Raw genomic sequence first — 20,282 nt, forward strand, 5'->3', positions numbered from 1 at the left:
AATTACAATAAAAACTGCATGAGCAAGAAAGTGTTTATATTTAGTAGAAATGGCTATTTTTTATAATGAAAATTATTAGTATAGAAACTCAAAGTTCAAACGCCCTCATAAAAATCACAGAAAAACAATGAAAATACACTGTTTTCCTGTGATTTTCCATTTATCTATCTACTAATTCTTATCCAACACTGCTAAGGCCTCTATCAGCAAATCTACAAACTTATCTCTATCTACTTCGTCCAATACCAAAGTATTTTTTGTTTTATCGGAAACGAATCTTTTATCAGCAAAGGTCAAACCTCTTGCGGTTCCATCTGTCACAACATCAACTGAATAGAAGCATCCAGAAAATATGTCCGGATTTAATATATATGCGATAGCACATAGATCATGTATCGGACTGTTAGTAAAGCCAAATTGTCTCCCAGATTGATTATAGAAATGGAGCAGTTCATAGGCCAGATGACTCACTCTGCCTTTATGCTGCAATGATTCAATTTCATCTACTGTTATTTCTGCTTTCTCGGTAACATCCAATCCAGACATGACAATGGGAAGATCTGATTGAAATATAATCCTCGCTGCTTCCGGATCTACATAGATATTAAATTCAGCAAGGGGGGTTATATTACCATGATCCAGCCCTCCCCCCATAATGCTGATATATTCTATTTTATTTTTTATCTGAGGAAACACTTTTAGCAGCAATGCTATATTTGTCAAAGGACCTAACCCGACTAAAATCACCTTGTGATCACATTCCATAATTTTATTGTACATAAATAGAACAGCATTGTCGGAAGCAATCGGGTATTTTTCACCATGAAAGTAAGGGCCATCCATTCCGCTGTCTCCATGTGCTTCCGGAGCAATACGTAAACTTTTCGTTAGAGGTTCTGCTTGCCCGGTCGCTAAAGGGATACTAGAATCAACATACTCCAATATATTTTTTGCATTAGCAGTGACTTTTTCTAATGTCTGATTTCCACCAATGGTTGTCACACCTAGAATATTTATTTTCTTTTTATTAGCAATCGCAGTTATGATGGCTAATGCGTCATCGTGTCCCGGGTCGCAATCAATTATAATATGTTTCATTTTTATCCCTTTCCAGCAGTTCTTCTATCGTGAGAATTCCTTTATATCCCAAGGTATCTGCTAATTGACATATAAACGGTTGTTTTAAATCACTTAATTTCAGAAGTTCTTTATCCCAGAAAATTTCTCTTGGCGAAGCATCTCTTCTTTTTTGCTTATTTGCCAAAACAATAACTCGCTTAAATTCACGAACAACAAATTCCATATCATGTGTAATTGTAATAACTGTCTTGTTTTGATTTGCTAAATGACTAATCAGCTTGCCTAAGCGTTCTATTGATTCTCTATCCTGCCCTGCCGTGGGTTCATCTAAAATAATTACATTTGGATCAGTAGCCAACACTGCTGCAATGGTAATGAATTTCCTTTTAGAATATGGCAGATTATATGGATGTTCATTTAAGGATTCTTTCAATCCGCAAATTTCGGCTGCAGCCTCCACTTTGTTCTTCATCACAGCTGATTCCAGCTTTTGATTTTTCAGGCCATACGCAATTTCTTTATAAATAGTATCTTGAAAAATTTGATCATCCGGGTTTTGGAATACATAACCGATCATTTTAGAAATCTCTGCTGTTGTCGCTTTTTTTGTAGAAAGGTTATTGACGAATACCTCGCCTTCTGTTGGTATCAGCAGCCTGTTCATTAATTTAACTGCTGTTGTTTTACCAGCACCATTCTGTCCGATAATAGCGGCTGATTCACCTAAATCAAAATCTAAATTCATATTTTGGACAGCTTCATACCCATTCGCATAAGAATACGATACATTTTTTAGAGAAAGGTAGGACATTTATGCTTCACCATCCTTATTTAAATGATCATAAACTTCTTGAACCGTTAATGGTACCTGACTTGCTGATAAACCATTCGCCTCTGCTTTTTTGATAAAATATAAAGCCACTTGAGGTAATTGTCCCCCATACTCTACTACTTTGGGATCCGATAGTATCTCTTTCACCGGCCCCTGCATAACAAGTTCTCCACAACTAATTAATAAAATTTCATCACAATATGCAGCCAGTAAATCTACCTTATGTTCTACCAGTAAGATTGTTTTACCTTGTTTTTTTAATAACTGAATGATTTCAAAAATATCTTCGGTACTTTTAGGATCCAATTGTGAAGTTGGTTCATCTAAAATAATTATTTCTGGATCAAGTGCAACAACTGATGCAATAGCTACCCTTTGTTTCTGTCCTCCGGATAGTTCAAAAGGGTTTTTATCTATTAAGTCTTCTAATTGGAACATTTTCAAAATCTCATTAACTTTCTGGATCATCTTGTCACGTGAGACACCTATATTCTCCATGCCATAGGCGATTTCTTCATAGACAGTATCTTTTACTCCGGATAATTGTGTGAAAGGGTTTTGGAATGAATAACCAATAATAGTTGCCAGATCACCAATGTTATAATCATTGATATTTTTCCCCTTTATCATAACCTCTCCAGTCAATTCCCCTTTATATAACTCAGGTATAAACCCTCTGATGATATTGCATATTGTTGTTTTTCCGGATTCATTTGCCCCTGTTAAACCGTAAACACATCCTTTTTCCAAGTCCAGAGAAAAGGAATGGATGGTCTGTTTTTCTTCTAAGGGATAAGTGTAGTTAATATTTTTTAATGATATAATACTCATAATTTTATCCTCCAAACAATATACACGATGAGAACAAGTATACAAAATATCATGATAATATAATCGAATTTTTGTTTTTTCAACTCATAAATCGATGTCTTTTTGGCTTTTGAAGAAAATGCACGTGACTCTAAAGCAAGTACTCTTTCTTCGATTTGCTGAATAGAAGACAGAACTAGAGGGCCAATCATAGGAATAAATGCCTTCGCTCTGACGAACAGGTTTCCTTCCGTTTCAATTCCCCGTGATTTCTGAGCATCTGCAATGGTTCTAGATAAGTTCAGCATCTGAGGAATAAGTTGAATCGTAGAAGCAATCACAAAGGTTACCTTTTGCGAAACACCTGATTGCTCTAAAGCATAAACGATATCTTTAACTCGTGTGACCTGGAAAAACCAAATGATGCTTGAACTGATGGCAACGATTTTGGATGTCATCGTTAAACTTGTCATTAAGCCTATTTGAGAGAAATGGATAAATGCCCATATTTGTTGAGAATCCTCATTCACAATAAGAAAAACCTGAAAGATAAAAATAAATATTATAAGAATTGGAATAGATTTCATAAACGTTGCTAAAAATTTTATCGCTGTCCCTGAAAAGAGACTTATTAGAAAGATGAATAGAAAAATCATATACTGAAATATAAATCCGGGTACAAACATGCTCAACAGAATAATCAGTATTATAAAAGTAAATTTGGAAGAAGGATACAAATTCCCTATGCGGCTATCCATTTACGTTCACCTCTTTCTTAATATAAGGTGCACCGTAATTTAATTTAATTAAAAATCTGTCTGGTACTTTTCTGATAATCAGCCAGCTGATTCCAAAATTAATAATGGTATTGACTGCTCCTGAAATGAGATTTGTAGATACAACGGAATTCCATAATTCCCTGCCTGTTGCAAGAAATGTTGCTGTAATTAAATCTGTTCCCGCACCGGTCACACCACCAAAAAGAAAAACAGTTACAATAGCTGCAGAAAATGCCTGTACAATGGTCAAAAGAACACAGGCTATAATGATTCCGAAAATATTTGTATAGAATCTCCATTTGGAAAAGTATCCTGATACAAGGCCAACACTTACTGACACAATGCTAAAGCCTATTGCAATTGGATTCAGCATTCCATTAACAACATTCCCTAAAAGTCCCGCTAAAAGTCCAATCCATGGACCTGCAATCATTGATACCATGATAGTTCCGATTTGATCAATAAACACAGGCAGCTTAAGAATGGTTGATAGTTGATACCCTACCACATTCAATGAAACACCTACTGGAATTAATAACAGTGCCAGTAACGAGAAATCATGCTTTATCCCTCTTTTCATCATCCTGCTCCTTTTTTATTAGATTTTATAATGTATATCCATCAATGGCATCCAGGATAATCTCCTTGCCAAAGATTTGTAATTGAATATACTTAAAGCGCTCTCATTTCCTGGAAGGTTCTCTATGTTTAACCCCAGTATATCCTCCTATAGAAAAAAACTGAAAGGTCAAATGTCCTTTCAGATGTAACTTTTATCTTCACTATTCAAGTAAAATGGCATTGGGATAAGCAGGAAATATGCCCTGCCAATTTGTGAATCGTCTGTATTTAATCCTGATATAAGTATTTGTTAATGTTATAACTTATCTTCGCTAACCCAAATATGCTGTTTCATCTTAATATACTGCTGTTTTGTCATCATTAATTTTCTATTTAAACCAGTTATCTCATCAAGTGCTTTTAATTTTTGTATACTTCTCCCCACAGTGCGAAGACTTATCCCTGTTTGGCTGGCAATATCTTTATAATAATCACCGATATAAATGCTATCCGTTGCTTGTTTCATCGCTTTATCTTCATAATATCGGGTTAAATAATACCGGACTCGATCAATCCCCTGATAATGATAAAACAGACCATCATTTCCAGATCTGCTATATAAATCTTCCGCCAGCAGGACAGAACACCTTCGCAATAGTGAAATATCAGACATTATTAATTGATAGACCATTGCAGAATCAACCTTGATTAATGTAACTTTGGTTAAACATGTAATGGTAGCAATATACTTTTCCCTCCTGGAAATGACTTCAAGCAATCCTATATTCCCGTTCGTCTGGTCCACCTGAAAATAATTATAGTCCTTTCCATCCTCATAATCTCTTAAACCGGTAGCTACTCCCTCTTTAATAAAGTAAACATGTGTCGGGAAATCACCCCTGGAGACAATGACAGTATCTGGTTTCAAAACCATCTCCTTGCCAAACTCATCAAGGAATTCCGAGATAATTGAAAAATTAAACTTGGTTTCGTCTGCGTACTTATCCCACACTCTCTTTAATTTCATTCGATATCTCTCCTGTACTCTATACTAAATGGTTTTATGTTTATATCAGTGGGTCGACACTAATAAATGAATAATTATATTACAAGAGTATACGCTTGATGGAACATTGGCCAATTTCGATCCAGAAAAAAATACACTAAGATGCGTATACCTATCTTAGGATATATATCGCATATTAATTTTAGTTTTTTATTTTATCATACTCTTTTTTGGTTGTACTGCAATTTTCCTGGTAAAGTGGGCTTTTATTCAATGGGATTTTTTCTCTTTATCCTCCTGTGAATGGGCCTGAAACTACGATTACCTGTCCTCTAAAATATACGTGTAATCCTTCTCAAAAAGGGTATCAAGATACTATAGCACTTTAGAAAATTTCCATATTCATTAACATCTTTATCTTTTTAGCAAAGCAAGTAAAGGAGGTATTCAACATGGAATTTTCTTCTCTGATATTTATTCTGCTTTCTTTAGCCGTTTTGGTTTTTGCTATTATTTTTGTTCCAATCGTCTTATTTATCTACATATACTGGAAGGATCGAAAGCAAAAACAACATGCCATTTTGCGCAATTTCCCGCTGCTTGGCAAGATACGATATGTACTGGAAAAAGCAGGTCCAGAGCTCAGACAGTATTTATTTGATGCGGACACCTCTGGTAAACCATTCTCCCGTGATGATTATCGCGATATTATTATGCCTGCCAAATATCATAAAAATATGATCGGCTTTGGTTCCCGGCGTGATTTTGAGAAGGCGGATTTTTATGTAAAAAATGCTGTGTTTCCTAAACAGCAGGAGGAATTAGATGTAGATAATACAAAACAGATTGATTCAAAAATTTACGCCGTACAAGAAGATAATTTATTAAGCCGCAAAGAAAAATTAGAGAATAAACAAATTCAGCCCTGGCTTTTAAACGACAAACATGCAGTAGTTATTGGCCCACACTGTAGAGAACCTTTTCGCGTAAAGGGACTGATTGGTATGTCTGCGATGAGCTATGGCGCATTAGGTGAAAATGCAATTTCTGCCTTGTCTAAAGGGATTGGAATGGCTGGGGGCTCCTGGATGAATACTGGTGAAGGGGGTTTGTCTGATTATCATTTAGCCGGTAATACAGATATCATTGCCCAAATTGGTCCCGGGCTTTTTGGTGTCCGTACAAGAGCAGGCGATTTCAGCTGGGATTTACTAAAGGAAAAGAGCGAAATCACGCAGGTCAAAGCTTTTGAGCTTAAGCTTGCGCAAGGAGCAAAAACCCGTGGAGGGCATGTCGATGCAGAAAAAGTAACAGAAAAAATTGCTGCTATACGTAATGTTGCGCCCTATCAGGAGATAAACAGTCCGAATCGCTTCCATGAATTTGATGATGTTCCGTCTATGTTCTCTTTTATCGAGCAGATTCGTAATCATACTGGGTTACCCGTTGGCATTAAATTAGTTATCGGCAGCCCGGACGCATTAGAAGACATTGCCAGTTATATGAGAGAATCCGGTACAGGTCCTGATTTTATTACGGTAGATGGTTCAGAAGGAGGAACAGGTGCAACCTTTCAGGAACTGGCAGACCGGGTTGGTCTTCCCATTAAATCTGCGGTTATCATTGCAGACCAGACATTGAAAAAGTACGGGATTCGCGACCGCGTTAAATTAATCGCTTCCGGAAAGCTTTTTACGGCAGATCGGATCGCCGTCATTCTTGGTATGGGCGCAGATCTCGTTCAGATTGCGCGTGCATTCATGATTACAGTCGGCTGTATTATGGCGCAAATCTGTCATACCAATCGCTGTCCTGTCGGTGTAGCCACCACAGACCCAAAGCTACAAAAAGCACTTGTTGTCGATGAAAAGGCTTACCGGGCATTGAACTATCTCGTTACTCTCCGTGAAAGCCTGTTTCGTATATCGGCAGCTGCGGGTGTCACTTCACCAATACTGATTCAATCATCACATATTCAATATAAAGATGACTATCAGCGCGTTTGTTCATTGGATGATTTAATTGCGAAAGATTTTCCCGTTTCGGTTTCTAGTTAGTCAGGCTTTTTTCATGTAGAGCTTTTAGCGCAGCCTTCTTTTATTATTATAAAACGAAAATTCCTTTTTGTAGGAATGATTGCTTTTCTCTCACAAAGTCTCGTGATTTTTTCACTTCATTAAGGTTTTTGTTAGTTGAAAGGCTCATAGGATTAGTGTTCAATATCTCCCGGCTTCATAAATTTATTATCAGTCACTCTTTTTAGCCGGGAGAGTTTCAAATAATTCTCTATGAAAAAAGAACTTCGAATACATTCAAATCCCCATAATATTTCTTTAAAACTGCGGTTCAAACTGCAGAGTATACAAACCATTCCAACCGGTAATCTTCACCTTCTGTCCTTCCTTCAATTCCACATCAATATCCGGCTCCAGCGGATCAATCAAAACTTCAAAAACCTGCGGCTGCTCTCCTTCTTCAAAAATCTCCAGGTAGCCCATTCCATACTCCCAGTCTGTTACAACAGAATAATTTCCAGGTTCAATATCTTTCCCGACTTCCGAAATACCCGCTGTTAATTCATTGGAACTATTTGTCTCTTCTGGAATCAGGATAAGCTCGTCAATTCCATCTGCATAGACAGTATGAGAACCATTTAAATCTACAGTTATGCTGCTCACTCCATAATAACCATCCACCAACGCCTCTATCAGAAGCATATCCTCCTCATCATATACAAGCACGCGGCCAGATTGATAATAATCTTCGGGGCTTATACCAATGCTGTATCTGCCTTCCGGTGGAGTAATTTCTTCTCCCTCTCTTGGGAGTGGACCGATGACAATTTCTTCTGCTTCTGCATTACTGCGGTCAATAGATTCATACATCGTATCACTGATTTCTCCAATAATCTCTTCCTTTTCTTCTCCAATAATTTCACTATTTTCCTGATAGCTTAATACCTTCTTTGATTTAGGGGAGTTTTGACTGCATCCAGCCAGCACAAACAAACAAATTAGAACAATAATGAGGAAATACATCTGTTTCACTACATCCACGCTCCTTCCTCATAGCATTACAGCTTACTATCTTCATGATAGTATTTTTTGTAGTATTCAGCTGTTCCGAGCGGTCCAATTGTTAATTCTTTATCTTCATAAGAAGACAGTCTGGTAATCCAGGCATTCTTTTCAGCTTCATCCAATTTTGCAAGAGGAATACAGCATAGATGGTTCGCAATATAAAGATGGTCCTCCGGCAAAGATTCCTTTAATGCTCCATACTCCTCAGAGGATAGATCTATTTTGATAAATTTCTCATCTGCACGGCTGAAATCCTGCTGATGAATAATATTACCATCTTTTAAATAAAGAACACGATCTGCATATAAATCTAGGTTGGAAAGCAAATGCGATGCTACAAATATCAGCTTTCCTTCTTTTTTCATCTCCATCAGATACTCTGAAATAAGGGCAACATTCGCTACATCCAGCCCATTCATTAATTCATCCATCAGCATAACAGGTGTATCTGCAGCAGCAACCATAGCAAAACATAATCGCTGACGCATCCCCAGGGAATATGTTTTTACCTTCTTTTTTACGTACCCTTCCATATGGAGCTGTTTACAAATCTTCTGAACATTCCCCGTGCTTCCCTTCCACATATTTGCATACAGCTTCATATGATCTATACCGCTCAGCTCTTCAAATAAATCTCTCTGTTCCGGAAAGGTCGTCAGCTGCTTATGAATCGCTATTTCATTTCTTTCCGTTTTATATTGCAGCTTGTCATGAAAGATAACTGTACCATTATTGGGCTTTAAGAAGTTAGAAATCACATGAAATAAGGTTGTCTTCCCAGTTCCATTTGGAGCTACTAAACCGATGATTTCTCCGCTTTCTGCCGTAAGTGAAAGGTTATCTAATACTACTTTATCTTTATAGCTTACAGAAATATTTTTCAGCTTCAGCATGATAAACCTCTTTTCTCTTTGTTTATTTTAGAATGTTTTTTCCAGCGGCATATCCTTAGGCACTCTCTGGTAATTAATTTTATTAATAGCATAAATTACACCGATTAAGAGTAGACTGAGACCACCTAATACAGCCATTGCATTCCAATAATCAATAAAGCTGTTCTCCAGTTCAACAGCAAGTTCACCGGACAGGACCTTGCTCATATCAATAAATTTAACTGGATGCAAGAAGTTCCAATTGAACCCGGCAGCCATTGCAATATCAGGTAATAGATAAATACCGAGGCCGACCAGTATATTTGCAAAAGCATTCTTGAAAAGCATGTTTAACAAAATAGATAGCAATAATAAGAGAATGATAACCAGAGCCATCCCTAAAAAGAGATAAAGAAGGTACTGGCTGGCTGAAATCGCTGTATATTCCTCATTTTGATAGATAAGTATGGGAAAGGAGAATTCATTTCCTTCCATTTTCGACGATAGATACAGACTGCCTATCGAAAATCCGAGGAGAAGAAGCAAGTAAATAAATATGCCATAAACCATAATCTTGCTTGTTACCTTCCGCATAAATGCTAAAGGTAAGCCGCGCATCACTGACTGGTGCTTCAGCTCATAAACAAGTAATTCATTCCCGCTTATTAACATAATAACCAAAAACACCAGACCGGACACCATTGCAAAGGCATCTGCAAAATAATTGTTGGTCATAAATGATTCTGAATCAATTGGTAAATCGTTCTGTTTAATATACTCCAGCAATGCATTTTCCTTTAATATTTCTTCCTCTGGAATGATTAAATAATCTGGGATACCTTCATTTCCTAACTCATGCACCTTCAGTCTTAATTGATTAATCTCAAGCCCGTCTTCAACGTATTGCTCTCCATCTTTTCCGCTGCCAATATTCCACACCTGCATACCGAGCAGACTTTGAATTTGTGTATGATAATCATATACCTCCGCTACCTCTGGCATATCATGACGCTTTTGATCGAGATGATAAAAAATGGCATAGGAGGCCTGTGTTTCTGCTCTTTTCTGCTCTGTTAAGGTTTCCGGCTCCTCCTGACTATAGTACATAAAAAACAAAGGGAAGAAGAGCAGCAGAAATAGAGCGATAAAGGCGCTTTTCCGATTTCTCAATAATAGCTTGATTTCAAAAAGGCTAAATTTCCAAAACATATGAATTATCCTCTCCGGCTAGTGTGATCTCATCATTGTCCAATGAACATATCTTCCAATTATGCCGCTTTGCGGTAAAATTTACGTTTGTTTATCGCTCGGGAAATTACAAACAGAATGATTTCCAGTACGACAATGCTGCTTAACAAGACAATAATCCCCTGCTGATAGGTAATGGACTCTAAATGTATCAAGTAATATTTTTCACCGGAAATGACCCGTCCAAAATCAAAATAGGTCTGCGGGAAATAACTCAGATCGATTCCAAAAAGCTCTGTTGTTGTCCTGGAATAGTAGATTCTCTCCACAAACAGAAGAACTGTACTGACCATGATAACAATCCAGGGGTTCTTAAATAATAGACTGAAAATAGCATTTAACCGGATGAACAGGTAAATAAGAACCGGGATAATGCCCAGTGACAAAAGTAGAAATTTTGCAATCGTCATGTTATCAAATTCACTGAACCGGTAGCCCATATAATCATCCGGCTGTGAGCTCGGCAATGTAATCGGCACCGGCAGCTTGAACGAACCAAAGCCATTCTGGATAGCAATCAGAAGCATTGCCAGCAGGAATAATCCAAGCAAAATGACAAGTGTATACAGGAAAGCAACGAATGACTTCACATTAATCAGACGATACCAGCCAACCGGTACTCCCTGCAAGACACTGCGATGTTCTTTATTCCTCGTTATCATGTCACTGCTGAAATAAATTGCACAAAATAGTAGGATAGCAGCAGTCGTATCAAGGATAAATTTCACAGACGTCTGCAAGGCTGTTTTTTGTTCAATCATTTCATATGTAATCGATACATCTGCATCTAAATAACCTTGATAACGAAGCTTTGTTAATTCAATATTACGTTCCATATCCAGACTTGGATAAGGCGCATCGGCAATCAGATTCCAATCCAGACTTGCTATACGCGTGTCATAATCGTTTTCTTTCATTTTCAATTGAACAAAACGGTGGAAATTCTGGTCTTTGAAAGCATGCACCAGCCGGCTTTTCACTTGAAATTCATATGTATTTTGGGCATATGGGGTTCCGGTCATACGATTGAAGCCGGTTCCTCCTCTATCAATCATCCCCTGCCGCATAGCTTCCAAGTTCTCCATTTCAGCCTCCTTCTCTTCTATATCAAAGGAATCAGCTGTTTCCATATTAGGTAAAATTAAAAAACAATAAGCAACGATAAGACTAATCAATGCGATAATAAATAAAACATTCTTTTTGCTTCGGAGCATCATTTTAAATTCATGTATTATCATGGATATAGTCATTCATAATTCCCCTTTTGATACAAATTAATGAATGCATTTTAATATGCGTTTAAAAAGTACTGAATGATAAATGGTGAGGTAATAGCTTTCTGTTAAAACCGCTCACGTCGTGGAGTGCAGCAACCTGGCAGTCACCACAATTTATGGAGTCTGGGTGGCAGGCTTTTTCTGGTAAGACTGGAGCTTGAATCATAATTACCCGCTTTGCTAAAAATCATTATAACTTCAACTAGCTGCTTCTAATTCGATCCTTTCTGCATACTATTTTTATGTAAAAATTTCAAATTATAGAAATTTTAATTATCTTCTATAGTGTAGCTTAATGCCTATTAATTGTAAATAGGATTGAAAAAACTCTAAATTTTTACATAATTTCCACGAGAAACTAAAGCGTATTTAACATTCCTTAGAAAAAACAGGTAATACTATCTGATATTTTTCGAAATATTCTCTATAAACAAATATAAAATCCTCCTCCTTTCCGCACATTTATGCTACATTATATAAAGTGAAACTTCCCTCAGTAGGGTTTTCTTTCATCCTCCACTGAGGGTTAGTTGAACCAATCGGGCTGTTACTGGCTGTTGGATCTCCCACTTAGAAATAACATGTTTCCTTCATTTCTTGAAGCGGGAGTCTTACAAAAGCTCTTCGATGGGGCGAGTAATCGCAGTCCCAGTCCCAGCCAGTTACACTGCGATAAATAAAAGCAAAAACGGGGGAAGCCTATGGGAGCAACAGTCACAGCTTATATCGCTATTATGTCAGCTTCAGGTGTTTTTAATTTATATCTGGCTATATTCTCCTACGTCCGAAGACATTATTACAAACGCATCGCTCCCATATTTATTCTTTATACCGGCACGGTGACAGTTTATTGCTTCGCAGCTGCATTTGGTCTGCTTGCAACAAGCCTTGAACAAATAAAAATATGGACCGTTATTCAATATATCGGGATTGCTTTTGCCCCATTACTCGGACTTCTATTTATTCTGCGCTATTTTGGAATGGAGAAGGCTTTTAAGCGGACAAGTCTTTTACTTACTATCCCGGCTGTTACAGTTGCGATGGTAGCTACCAACGATTTCCATCATCTTCATTACCGTTCAATAGATACCCACCCTGTTTTAGGCGCACCCTATATTGAGCTGGTTATTGGTCCATGGTATATCATACATGGCATGTTCATCTTTGCCTGTATGTTCATGGCGCTTTGTCTGACTCTATTACAGCTTCGGTCTGCAGCTCCGATTTACCGTAAACAAATTATTATTTTAGCATTTGGTCAATGTATACCGATTTTGCTTGCTTTTTTCTATTTAACTGGGCTGTCTCCTGCAGGAATTGACTCCGTTCCACTATATTTATGGCTGACATCCATACTATATTTCTGGGCAATCAACAGTTCTTCTATGTTTACCCTTGTCCCCGTTGCCAAAGATGTTATTTTTCAAAGAATAGCAGATGCTGTTATTGTTCTGGATGACTCCCAGCGGTTAATCGAATTTAATCAGGCTGCTAAACACTTGTTTACGAATATTCATAAAAACATGTATGGACAGGACTTTTATTCTTTTTGGAAAGGACTTACAGATACAGATTTTTCATATGATCTTTCCAGCGCTCCGTTTACTGTGGAAATGACGCAAACACTTCATCATAAAAACTATGTTTTTCATTTACGCATATCCAACTTATCTATTTCTCAGAAAAATGGTGGAGTCTTACTTATTTTCACAGATATTACAGAGATGAAAAAACTGCAGAATCAACTGGAGTATTTTGCTTACTATGATGAATTAACAAATATATTTAACCGCAGAGCATTTTTCAAGTATACGAAAGATGCTTTCAGAAAGGCGGAAAAGCAGTTTACGGTGATTCTCTTTGATATTGATTATTTTAAATATGTTAATGATACGTATGGTCACTATAGCGGTGATTTGGTTTTAAGCGAACTCAGCCAGCTGGTTCAGGAAATAACACCTGCACACAATATTTTTGCCCGTTATGGCGGGGAAGAATTTGTCCTTGCCCTACCTGGAAGCAGTGTAGAAGAAGGCCTCCAATTAGCTGAAATAATCCGCAAAAAAATTGAAGTACATCTATTTCCTATTGAAAAAGGGTCCATCACTATTACTATCAGCATGGGAGCAGCTGGAGCTGACTTACCAGATGAAGAATTAACGTTGGAAGAACTCCTGAATAGAGCTGATAAAGCGTTGTATATCGCTAAAGAGAGCGGCCGCAATCAAGTACAGGTTGATAAAGATGTGTTTTAAAAGGCTGATGCTTAAAACAAATAAATAGCTGTACCTGATACTTTGTAAAAAGTACAGCACAGCTATTTTCATCATAAAATACAAATACATTATTTTGCAAAAAAAGAATGTACTTATTTCTCAAGCCGCTGGTTAATTTCCTCAATAATTCCAGGCAGCTCCCCAAGAGTCCGGATCGTAAAATCAGCTCCATGCTCTATAAAAGTCCTCTCTATTCCACTAATCAATTCCTCCTGCTCTGGTTCTGATAACGCATGAAATTCTTCTTCACTTAATCCCATTTCCGAGCTGCCGATAACGACCGCTACAGACCAGACTTCTGCGTTTAGTGCTTCATCTATATCTGGAACAGTATCTCCAATCTTAACCACATAGCGGGCAGCTGTGAGTTTCAAAGCTTCCATATTCCGATAAATCATATATGGATATGGCCGTCCCAATCCACTTGTTCCGTCAGCGGTAATATAAAAGTCCGGCCGATATCCTTTTTTCTCCGCTTCTGGAACAACCACTTCCATCATCTTTTGCGTATAGCCTGAGCTGGAGCCAATTTTCAAGCCTTGCTTCCTTAACTGCTCTATCGTTTCCAATACCTCTGGCTTTGGATCTGTATATGCTGCCAATGTTTCCAGGAGAGCTGTTTCAAAATCAGCATTTAAGTTCTCTACATCCTGCTCCGTAAACTCTCGTCCATATTCCTTTTTCCATAAAGCTGAAATTCTCGGCATAGACAGCATTGTCCGGATATGATCAATCTTCGTCAGTCCCATCGGCTCTCTTGCTTCTTCAATAGTTACTTCTATTCCTGCCTTTTTAAATACCGTAACAAATGCATTTACCGGGGCGAAACAGCCAAAATCAACTGTTGTTCCTGCCCAATCAAAGATGACGCCTTCTACTTTACTCATTTAACCACCACTCCTATATATTCTTGGATTACATTGCATAATCTTTCTATATCTTCTTCATAGACTTCTCCAATATTGCCGATCCGGAACGTATCGATTTCTGTCAGCTTGCCTGGGTAAAGAACAAAGCCTCTTTCCTTCACATAATGATAAAAATCTTCAAATACAAACGTGTCTTCCGGGAACAGGAATGTCGTAATAATCGGCGACTGTCTCTTATTCGTTATATAAGCTCGGAATCCCAGCTTTTCCAAGCCCTCCCGCAGCAGCTGATTATTACGCTGATAACGCTGAAATCTTGCCGGAATCCCTCCTTCTGCAATTAATTCATCAATTGCTTTAGAAAATGCTGCTACCACATGAGTCGGCGAAGTATAACGCCATTTCCCATCCTTATTCATTGTCTTCCACTGATCATATAAATCTAAGGAAAGACTGCTTGCATTTCCCTCACAAGCCTGCAGTTTGTTCAGCCTTGCAATGACAAAACCGAAGCCCGGCACCCCCTGGATGCATTTATTCGCATTGCTGATTAAATAATCGATGCCCAGATCTGGAATATCCATTTCTACACCGCCGAAACTGCTCATTGCATCAACAATCAGTGTCTTCTGATAGGCCTTAGCAAGTCGGGAAATCATTTCAACCGGGTTCAATATACCTGTTGTTGTTTCACAATGCACCATTACCAGGTGGGTAATCGCAGAATCATTTTCTAAAATATACCTTAATTCCAATTCATCAGGATAAGCATTATATGCCACACTGTAATGCTTATAATTTAAACCGATATAATCAGCCATTTCTACAATTCGTTCCCCATAGGTACCATTCGTGATAATTAATGCTTTTTCCTTCTTACTTATTGCAGTTGTCATGACAGATTCAACAGTAAATGTACCGCTTCCCTGCATCAGTACAGCTGTATAATCCTCTGGGGAAGCTTTCGCCAAATCAAGCAGCTGCGCCCGGATTTTCTGGGTAATCTTCTTGTAATCCTGATCCCATGTACAGCGATCAAAGAGCATTTCCTCCTTCACTGCGGCCGTTGTTGTTAATGGACCTGGTGTTAATAGTTTATATTGTTCCAAAATATATCGCTCCTTTTTATAAAATAGGAAGGTTTAAAGATTCCGATAAAAACATTTTAATAGCCTCATCCTGCCACTTATTTTGCTGAATGAAAGAATTCCTGGTGCTGTTCCAATAACTCTACATCTAGCGGCTGTTCAAATGTTTTGGAATGTGCGGGTTTATGTGCCTCGTCAACTGTTTCTCCTTCATAAAGAGCGACAGGATAGTAGGTTAACAGCTCTTCTCTTGCGTCTGTCGAGATAACCTCTGCCATATCCATTGCCTTCTGCGTTTTTTCATCATTATCCTTTTTCACTACTGCTACTGCTTCCATTAGTGAGAAGTTCCCTTCTGTCGGATCAACAAAGGCAATTGGTGCTCCTGATTCTTTTGCTACAACTGCCTGATGCCTAAGCCCGAAACCGGCAGCCGCTTCTCCGGCCTGCACCTTGCTGATTGGACCGGAACCAGAGCTCTCCAGATGCGGTCCTACATTCGCGATTAGCTTTTGGAAAATTTCTTTCCCTTCTTCTTCTCCATACTCACTGATTACTGCCTGTACCATCAGCCATGCTGTCGAAGAATCATCAATATTTGGAATCGATACAAGTCCTTCGTATTCAGGCTTTGCTAAGTCAGCAATGCTTTCTGGAGTTGCTAATCCATGCTGCTTCAGTACCTCGGTATTTACAAAAATGGCACCTGTATTTCCCAAAATCGGGGTATAATATGGAGGATGTTCTTCGAGTGCACTTGTTTCATAAGTTAAATCTTCAAACATATCATTCTGTTCCTGGGCGCTGTCCAGGAAATAAGAGCTCATGGTTACTACATCTGCTTCAATTTTGTCTCCTTCTGCCAGCAGTTTACCTCCTAATTCAGATGTCCCCTGAGACTGCAAAATATATTCCCCTTCATAGCCTGCATCATCTAATGCAGCCTCCATTGCTGACGTTGCTTCTTCATCTGCATTGGTATAAATGACGACATCATCACTGCTTTGAGTACCGCATCCTGCTAAGACAAACGCTAAACCAATTCCTGCTCCTATGATTGACTTTTTCATTGATTTCAACATGTTTTTCCCTCACTTTTTATAGATTGCAGCTCTTTTCTGAAGAGCATCACACACAGCTCTGACCAATAAATTGGTTAAGAAAATCAGTACGGACAAAACAAATATTTCATTGAACTTTGCAAAATGCTGCAGTTCATTAATTTTGCTTGCTACAACAGTGGTCTGGGCAGATACCAGGAAGATAACGCCGCTGATTGTTACCATCGCATTGATGAAATAGTAGCTGAACATCTCTAAAACCGTAGATACAGAGTTCGGTAAAATAACACGATAGACCGTTTTAATCCAGTTATCCCCCAGTAATTCCCCTGAAGTTTCCCAGTCCGGATTCATCTTTGTTAAAGCATTTTTTGCCATTAAATATGGTGTTGTAAAGTAATGCATGATATTACATAAAACAATAATGATAAAGGTTCCCTTTAAAATGCTGTCATTAAAAAGCAGTAGATAGGATAATCCCAGCACCATACCAGGAACTGTATTGGTAATCATCGAAAAAATATCTACAGTTTGTTTCCCTTTTATCGGTGTACGTGCATTAAGAAGCGCTGATCCGTACGTAATAATCGTTCCTAACACAGCAGTTAATACCGCCACAATAAGTGAATTTCTGTAAACCGATACCAGATCATTCGATTGGAAGATACCTGTAATATGCTGCCATGTAAAGCTTAAATCGTAAGGGAAAGCCGTCACAAATGGCGCAATGAACATTACCACAAACACAGAAAGCATTGCCAGCAGAACAACAGCAGAGGTAACTCCAAAAAAACTGTCTCTGAATTTACTTGGTGTCAGTTCTGTTTCACTGAACTTATCATAATGAAAATTAAATCTTTCGAGATAGTTCAATAGAATAACACCTGCGACTGCCGGAAATAACATCATTACAGCAATCACAGCACCCTGACTGAAGTCCGGAATCGAACCAAGCATTGCCTGATAAAGCTGCGTTGCAACAACGTCATATGTCCCGCCTACGGATGCTGGTATCCCAAAATCTGTGAAGCTGAGGATAAAGGATAAAACAAATGCTCCTCCCAAAGCTCCTAATAATGGACGGACAACGGTGTTCAGAAAACTCCTTAATGTCCTGTCCCCCATCAGCTTAGACACAATGATAAATTTCTTATCAATATATTTGAAAGAATTATGGATTAGCAGGAACGCTGCCGGCAACGTATAGATAACATATCCAATCAGCAGTCCGTTAAATCCATAGATTTCAAATAAATTTCTCCCAAAAAGCTTTGTCAATAATCCCTGATTTCCAAAGGTGTACATAATTGCAAACCCGTAAGTAATTGTGGGAATCAGCATCGGGATGAGAATTCCAACTTTCACAGCACTTTTTAAAGGCTGATAAATTCTTGTAAAATTGACGGCATATGCTAAAGTAAATGCCAGCATCGTAGTAATAATGGCTGTAGCCCCTGAAACCTTGATGCTATTGCCTATTGCACTGATTAATGTGTTATTTGACAAAGCTTCCATATAATTTGAAAACCCTGCTCCTCCATCGTGGGTGACAAATGAGCGGAAAAATAAGACAAGCAGCGGAGCTATCAGAAAGGCAAAAAACAGTATTAAGATAATGATAAAGATAACCCGCATTTCCGGTTTTGCATTACGCATATTTTTCACCAAATAAATTATAGATATTTTGCCGTTTAATCTGCAGCTGTCTTAAAATAAATTCCTTTACAAAATCATTTTTTGGCTGATTAATAATTTCAAATGGTGTGCCAAACTGCGAAATATTTCCCTGATTAATAATCAAGATTTTATCCGATATGGTTAAAGCTTCCTCCGGGTCATGTGTCACAATAATCGTTGTCAGGTTAAACTCCTTGGCAATCGACTTAATTCTTTCTTTTATCGATTCCTTAATCACACCGTCTAATGCACTTAACGGTTCATCCAAAAGCAGCAGCTTTGGTTTCGTAACTAAGGTTCTAGCCAAGGCAACCCGCTGCTTCTGTCCGCCTGACAACTCGCCAATTCTCTTTTTCAAATGCGGCTTTAGCTCCAGAAATTCAATATATTCCCTGACTTCCTCTGCCGATGCAGTATCTTTTTTATTTCGCAGTCCATAAACAATATTTTCATATGCATTTAAATGGGGAAACAGCGCATAATCTTGAAATACTATATTAAATCCACGATTTTTCATATCTACATTACTCAAATCCTCGTTATTAAAGATAACTTTTCCCTGTTCAATCCTGGTCAGTCCCAAGATAATATTCAATAAGGTTGTCTTCCCGCTTCCGCTGGGTCCAAGCAGCGATACAATTTCACCACTGTTAATCTTAAGATCAATATTTTCTAAAACAACTTTCTGGTCGAATTGTTTACTAATATTTTGCAGCTCCAACAAACTGACCACCTCCTCCTGAATTACCTCCATCATATAAAACGAATATTAAGATAAATCACTTATCGTGTTAAGAATATGTAAATTATGAATATATTAAGCATAACTTATGCACAAAATATAATTTTATATACTTGCATTTATGCATGATTCATTCTAAATTTTATGTAAATAGATTGATTATACTGCAAATTGTCTGTAAACTTGGTATAAAGAATAATCCAATCAAAACTTTATATGAGGAGGATAAAATGCTTCCAGTTGAGAGACAGAAGAAAATGATTGATTTATTAACGATTAAAAAAGTGATGAAGATGCCAGAGCTTCGGGAAGAATTAGGTATCTCAATAGACACACTGCGCAGAGATATAAATGCTCTTGCTGAACAAGGAAAACTTAAAAAGATATATGGAGGCGTTAAATTGGTCGAGCCTAAGTTTGGCGAAGCATCCATGGAAGAGCGGATGATCACCCATTTGGACGAGAAAACTGCCATTGCAAAAAAATGTGATGCATTTATTGAGGATGGAGACTGCATTTATTTAGACAGTGGCTCGACGACTTATCAAATTGCAAAATATATTAAGGAAAAAAGGAATCTGACAGTCATTACAAACTCAGTTCCTGTCATCCTGGAATTAATGAACAGTGCTATTGAACTCATTGTAATAGGCGGAAAGGTCAGAAAAAAGGAGCGATCTGTTGTAACCTATGATTACTTATTTAACTTTCATCAATTAAACATCCAGAAAGCCTTTATCTGTGCAAGCGGAATTACGATGGATAAGGGGATTTCGGATTATAACGTGGAGGAGGCCCTTGCCCGCAAAAAGATTGTTGCGCTTTCCCATGAGGTCTATGTTGCTGCGGACAGCTCCAAATTTGGAAGGAATGTTACGGTGAATATTGCCGGGCTGGATGAGATTGATTATGTTATAACAGATCAAAAGGTGGATCAAGAGGTTATCAAGCAATTTGATGAGGTGGAGACGGACCTGGTTGTTTCAGAGGAATAATTGAGATTACATATCAGAATGCATATAGA

General features: G+C 38.0%; 18 protein-coding genes. 3 read left to right on the forward strand and 15 right to left on the reverse strand.

Annotated elements, in window-relative coordinates:
• Positions 1-171: 171 nt before the first annotated feature.
• The 6 genes from MKY30_RS05040 to MKY30_RS05065 form a co-directional block, all read right to left on the reverse strand.
• Positions 172-1,098 carry a nucleoside hydrolase gene (locus MKY30_RS05040; RefSeq protein WP_147211358.1) on the reverse strand — a complete coding sequence of 309 codons (927 nt, stop codon included), beginning with the start codon at positions 1,096-1,098 and terminating at the stop codon, positions 172-174.
• Complete coding sequence (locus MKY30_RS05045) at positions 1,079-1,891, reverse strand: energy-coupling factor ABC transporter ATP-binding protein (protein WP_147211359.1); 813 nt, start codon at positions 1,889-1,891, stop codon at positions 1,079-1,081. The genes MKY30_RS05040 and MKY30_RS05045 overlap by 20 nt, the downstream gene beginning before the upstream one ends.
• Positions 1,892-2,743, reverse strand: a complete 852-nt coding sequence (locus MKY30_RS05050; RefSeq protein ID WP_341082962.1) for an energy-coupling factor ABC transporter ATP-binding protein — start codon at positions 2,741-2,743, stop codon at positions 1,892-1,894. It abuts the gene before it with no gap.
• Complete coding sequence (locus MKY30_RS05055; RefSeq protein WP_147211361.1) at positions 2,740-3,480, reverse strand: energy-coupling factor transporter transmembrane component T; 741 nt, start codon at positions 3,478-3,480, stop codon at positions 2,740-2,742. The genes MKY30_RS05050 and MKY30_RS05055 overlap by 4 nt, the downstream gene beginning before the upstream one ends.
• Complete coding sequence (locus MKY30_RS05060; protein WP_147211362.1) at positions 3,473-4,081, reverse strand: ECF transporter S component; 609 nt, start codon at positions 4,079-4,081, stop codon at positions 3,473-3,475. Before MKY30_RS05060 ends, MKY30_RS05055 begins: the two co-directional genes overlap by 8 nt.
• Before the next feature lie 297 nt (positions 4,082-4,378).
• Positions 4,379-5,089: a Crp/Fnr family transcriptional regulator gene (locus tag MKY30_RS05065; protein ID WP_147211363.1), complete on the reverse strand. Its 711-nt coding sequence runs from the start codon at positions 5,087-5,089 to the stop codon at positions 4,379-4,381.
• A gap of 431 nt (positions 5,090-5,520) precedes the next feature.
• Between MKY30_RS05065 and MKY30_RS05070 the strand changes: the two genes are divergently transcribed.
• Positions 5,521-7,125 (forward strand): FMN-binding glutamate synthase family protein, encoded by a 1,605-nt coding sequence (locus MKY30_RS05070; protein WP_147211364.1) that lies wholly within the window; start codon positions 5,521-5,523, stop codon positions 7,123-7,125.
• A gap of 276 nt (positions 7,126-7,401) precedes the next feature.
• Here MKY30_RS05070 and MKY30_RS05075 read toward each other — a convergent pair whose 3' ends face one another.
• From MKY30_RS05075 to MKY30_RS05090, 4 genes are read right to left on the reverse strand one after another with little or no spacing between them, the layout of a single operon-like run.
• Entirely contained in the window at positions 7,402-8,124 is a 723-nt protein-coding gene (locus MKY30_RS05075) for a hypothetical protein (RefSeq protein ID WP_341082963.1), read from the reverse strand.
• 17 nt (positions 8,125-8,141) lie between these two features.
• Complete coding sequence (locus MKY30_RS05080) at positions 8,142-9,041, reverse strand: ABC transporter ATP-binding protein (protein WP_341082964.1); 900 nt, start codon at positions 9,039-9,041, stop codon at positions 8,142-8,144.
• A gap of 27 nt (positions 9,042-9,068) precedes the next feature.
• On the reverse strand, positions 9,069-10,229 hold the full coding sequence (locus MKY30_RS05085; RefSeq protein ID WP_339283676.1) for a hypothetical protein: 1,161 nt from the start codon (positions 10,227-10,229) through the stop codon (positions 9,069-9,071).
• A 59-nt stretch (positions 10,230-10,288) separates the two neighbouring features.
• Entirely contained in the window at positions 10,289-11,518 is a 1,230-nt protein-coding gene (locus MKY30_RS05090; protein WP_341082965.1) for an ABC transporter permease subunit, read from the reverse strand.
• Between the two features lie 728 nt (positions 11,519-12,246).
• Between MKY30_RS05090 and MKY30_RS05095 the strand changes: the two genes are divergently transcribed.
• Complete coding sequence (locus tag MKY30_RS05095; protein WP_341082967.1) at positions 12,247-13,800, forward strand: histidine kinase N-terminal 7TM domain-containing diguanylate cyclase; 1,554 nt, start codon at positions 12,247-12,249, stop codon at positions 13,798-13,800.
• Between the two features lie 113 nt (positions 13,801-13,913).
• On the opposite strand, the gene phnX is transcribed toward MKY30_RS05095, so the two are convergent.
• From phnX to MKY30_RS05120, 5 genes are all read right to left on the reverse strand, one after another.
• Positions 13,914-14,708, reverse strand: coding sequence for a phosphonoacetaldehyde hydrolase (gene phnX / locus MKY30_RS05100; RefSeq protein ID WP_341082968.1), 795 nt, complete (start codon positions 14,706-14,708; stop codon positions 13,914-13,916).
• A complete protein-coding gene (phnW, locus tag MKY30_RS05105) occupies positions 14,705-15,799 on the reverse strand; it encodes a 2-aminoethylphosphonate--pyruvate transaminase (RefSeq protein ID WP_341082969.1) in 1,095 nt (364 codons plus the stop codon). The genes phnX and phnW overlap by 4 nt, the downstream gene beginning before the upstream one ends.
• A 77-nt stretch (positions 15,800-15,876) precedes the next feature.
• The gene (locus tag MKY30_RS05110) at positions 15,877-16,860 is read right to left on the reverse strand and encodes an extracellular solute-binding protein (RefSeq protein ID WP_222595738.1); all 984 of its coding nucleotides are present in this window, start codon (positions 16,858-16,860) and stop codon (positions 15,877-15,879) included.
• Positions 16,861-16,869: 9 nt separating this feature from the next.
• Positions 16,870-18,495 (reverse strand): ABC transporter permease subunit, encoded by a 1,626-nt coding sequence (locus MKY30_RS05115; protein ID WP_341082970.1) that lies wholly within the window; start codon positions 18,493-18,495, stop codon positions 16,870-16,872.
• A complete protein-coding gene (locus tag MKY30_RS05120; protein ID WP_341082971.1) occupies positions 18,488-19,240 on the reverse strand; it encodes an ABC transporter ATP-binding protein in 753 nt (250 codons plus the stop codon). The genes MKY30_RS05115 and MKY30_RS05120 overlap by 8 nt, the downstream gene beginning before the upstream one ends.
• 248 nt (positions 19,241-19,488) lie before the next feature.
• Between MKY30_RS05120 and MKY30_RS05125 the strand changes: the two genes are divergently transcribed.
• Entirely contained in the window at positions 19,489-20,253 is a 765-nt protein-coding gene (locus MKY30_RS05125; protein WP_341082972.1) for a DeoR/GlpR family DNA-binding transcription regulator, read from the forward strand.
• The last annotated feature ends 29 nt before the right edge of the window (positions 20,254-20,282 follow it).

The organism is Oceanobacillus sp. FSL W8-0428 (assembly GCF_038004405.1).
Taxonomy (GTDB): Bacteria; Bacillota; Bacilli; order Bacillales; family Amphibacillaceae; genus Oceanobacillus; species Oceanobacillus sojae.